Origin of the sequence: Falsiroseomonas oryzae (assembly GCF_027856955.1) — a bacterium.
GTDB classification, from domain to species: Bacteria; Pseudomonadota; Alphaproteobacteria; order Acetobacterales; family Acetobacteraceae; genus Falsiroseomonas; species Falsiroseomonas oryzae.
Window position 1 is genome coordinate 1 of sequence record NZ_JAPSMD010000580.1, and the last position, 2714, is coordinate 2714.

General features: G+C 72.4%; 4 protein-coding genes. 1 reads left to right on the plus strand and 3 read right to left on the minus strand.

Going from position 1 to position 2714, the window contains the following annotated elements; translation table 11 throughout:
- Nucleotides 1-8: 8 nt before the first annotated feature.
- The 3 genes from OZN99_RS29135 to OZN99_RS29145 all read right to left on the minus strand — a co-directional run bounded on the left by OZN99_RS29135 (nucleotide 9) and on the right by OZN99_RS29145 (nucleotide 1548).
- Complete coding sequence (locus tag OZN99_RS29135; protein WP_270938717.1) at nucleotides 9-737, minus strand: PEP-CTERM sorting domain-containing protein; 729 nt, start codon at nucleotides 735-737, stop codon at nucleotides 9-11.
- A gap of 160 nt (nucleotides 738-897) precedes the next feature.
- Nucleotides 898-1212: a DMT family transporter gene (locus OZN99_RS29140; RefSeq protein ID WP_270938718.1), complete on the minus strand. Its 315-nt coding sequence runs from the start codon at nucleotides 1210-1212 to the stop codon at nucleotides 898-900.
- Nucleotides 1213-1218: 6 nt separating this feature from the next.
- The gene (locus tag OZN99_RS29145) at nucleotides 1219-1548 is read right to left on the minus strand and encodes a DUF962 domain-containing protein (RefSeq protein ID WP_270938719.1); all 330 of its coding nucleotides are present in this window, start codon (nucleotides 1546-1548) and stop codon (nucleotides 1219-1221) included.
- An 88-nt stretch (nucleotides 1549-1636) separates the two neighbouring features.
- Here OZN99_RS29145 and OZN99_RS29150 point away from each other — a divergent pair.
- The coding region (locus OZN99_RS29150; protein ID WP_270938720.1) for an MFS transporter at nucleotides 1637-2714 on the plus strand (1078 nt) is incomplete at its 3' end.

Here is a 2714-nt window from a genome sequence, read left to right on the forward strand (position 1 = left end):
GAGCGCCGTCAGGCCGCGCGGCGGCGGCGCGCCAGCAGCAGCCCCGCCAGGCCCATGCCGAACACCGCCAGCGAGGCCGGCGCCGGCACCACCGCCTCCGCCGCCGTCAGCGTGCCGCCGATCGCGAAATAGGCCGGCTCGTCGCCGATCTGCGCGATCGCCGCGTTGAAGTCTGCGATGGCCGCGGCGTTCAGCACGATTTCGCGGAACACGGCCGCGCCGCCATCGGCGTTGGTGTAGCCGCGCGCGCCGTAGGTCGTGCCGGAGCCGAGGTCGTTGTAGATGGGCTCCAGTGCGGGCCCGGCGCCGCCGGCCAGCAGCGTCGCCACCGGCGTTGCGACGTCGTAGAGGCGATAGGTCGACCCGGCCGGCGTATCCACGACGAAGCTGTACACCCGCAGCGTCAGGCTGGTCGCCAAGATCGTCGCCAGGCGCGAGGGCAGCTCGAAGACGAAGAAGTTGTTGTAGCTGCCGAGGAACTCCTGCCCGAAGAAGAGCTCGCCCACGACGTAGTTGTCGTTCTCGGCGAAGTGGTCGAAGCCGCAGCAGGGCAGGTTCCCGTAGGAGCCGCGGTCGAAATCCGCCAGCTCGATCGTGCCGTTGACGATCAGCCGGTTGGGCGCCAGCGGCTGGCCGAACAGGTTGCTCTCGCCGAACAGGAAGGGCTGCGCCGCGGCCGGCATCGCGCCGGCCAGCATCGCGAACAGCGCCCCGACGACCCAGTTCCGTACGCGCATCGCCCTCTCCCCGACCCTGGACGCCCGCGTCACGCGCCCTTGGCGCCGATGACGAGTCCTTCCTGCTGTAGCAACGAAGCAGGGGCCGCGGAACCACCCCTGCACACTTCCGAACATTTTCTTGGCGCCGGCGCAGCTTTCTGGACGGCCGTGCGACGAATCACCCCGCGATCTTCAGCATCGCGATCCCTGCGGCGATCGCCGCGACGCCGCCGATCTTCAGCGCGGTCGCCGGCTCCCCCAGTACCAGCATGCCGAAAGCCGCCGTGCCCACAGCGCCGATCCCCGTCCACACGGCATAGGCCGTGCTCACCGGCAGAGACTTCAGCGCGAGGCCGAGCAGCCCGATGCTCGCCGCCATCGCCGCCACGGTCAGCACGCTCGGCCACAGCCGCGTGAAGCCCGCGCTGAGCTTCAGCCCGACCGCCCAGCCCACCTCCAGCAGGCCGGCCAGGAACAGCAGCACCCATGCCATGGCCGGTCAGACGACGCCGGCGCGCCGCAGTTCCGGCTCCAGCCGCCCGGTCACCAGCAGCCAGGCCATGCGCAGGTCGCTGCCCAGCGACCACAGCGGGTAGCGGAAGGTCGCCGGCCGGTTGCGCTCCACCAGCATGTGCGAGCCCCAGGCCGCGCCATAGCCCACCACCAGGGCCACCAGCGCCAGCCAGAGCGGGCCGAACACCAGCCCCCACAGCAGCACCAGGACCCCCGCCACCGTGCCGGCGGCATGCACCAGCCGCGTCAGAGGGTTGGCGTGCTCCCGCAGGTAGTAGGGCCAGAATTCGGCGTAGGTCGCGATGCGGTCCGTCATGACGGAAGTTTAACCCATCCGGCCGCAGCCCTGCCAGCGCCGCTTTGCGCTATCGCCGCCGGCCGGCCTGCTGCCAGGGTGGTTCCGCATGCGTCTCCCCTCCGCCCTCGCGCCGCTGCGCCATCCCGCCTTCCGCCTGCTCTGGCTGGCCAACCTGGTCGCCAACACCGGCATGTGGATGCAGAACACCGGCGCGGGCTGGCTGATGACCTCGCTCGCGCCCTCCCCGGTCATGGTCAGCCTGGTGCAGGTGGCGGCGCTGCTGCCGGTGTTCCTGCTCGCGCTGCCGGCCGGCGCCATGGCCGACATCCTCGACCGCCGGCTCTACCTCATCGCCGGCCAGGCCTGGATCGCGGCAGCCGGCGCGCTGCTCGCGCTGCTCACCTTCTCCGCCGCCCTCGGCCCCTGGGGCCTGATCGCGCTGACCTTCGCCATCGGCGCCGGCACCGCCATGAACTCCCCGGCCTGGGCCGCCGTGACGCCGGAGACGGTGCCGCGGCAGGACCTGGCGCAGGCCATCGTGCTGAACGGCATCGGCTTCAACCTGACGCGCGCGGTCGGCCCCGCGCTCGGCGGCTTCGTCGTCGCCGCCTTCGGGCCGGAGCTGAACTTCGCCCTCAACGCGATCGCCTTCGTGGTGGTGATCTTCGCCCTGCTGCGCTGGAAGCGGCCGGAAGCGCCAGCGACGCTCCCGAAGGAGCATTTCCTCTCGGCGATGCGCGCCGGCATCGGCTTCGTGCGCGCCAGCCCGGTGCTGCGCGCCACCATCTGGCGCGGCTGCATCTTCTTCGGCTTCGCCGCCGCCGTCTGGGGCCTGCTGCCGCTGCTGGTGCGCCAGCAGCTCGGACTCGGCCCCGAATGGTTCGGCATCCTGCTCGGCGCCATGGGGCTCGGCGCGGTCGCCGCCGGCTTCGTGCTGCCCTCGCTGCGCAGCCGGCTGGATCGCGGCGGCACCGTCACCGGAGCCTCGCTGCTCGGCGGCGCGGCGCTCGCGCTGCTCGGCCAGGCCGGGCACTGGGCGGTGGCGCTGGTCGCGATGCTCGGCTTCGGCGTCGCCTGGATCGCCGGCGCCTCCACCCTGCAGGCCAGCGCGCAGCTCGCCTCGCCGGCCTGGGTGCGGGCGCGCGCCATCGGCATCTACCAGTTCGCCACCTTCGGCGCGCTCG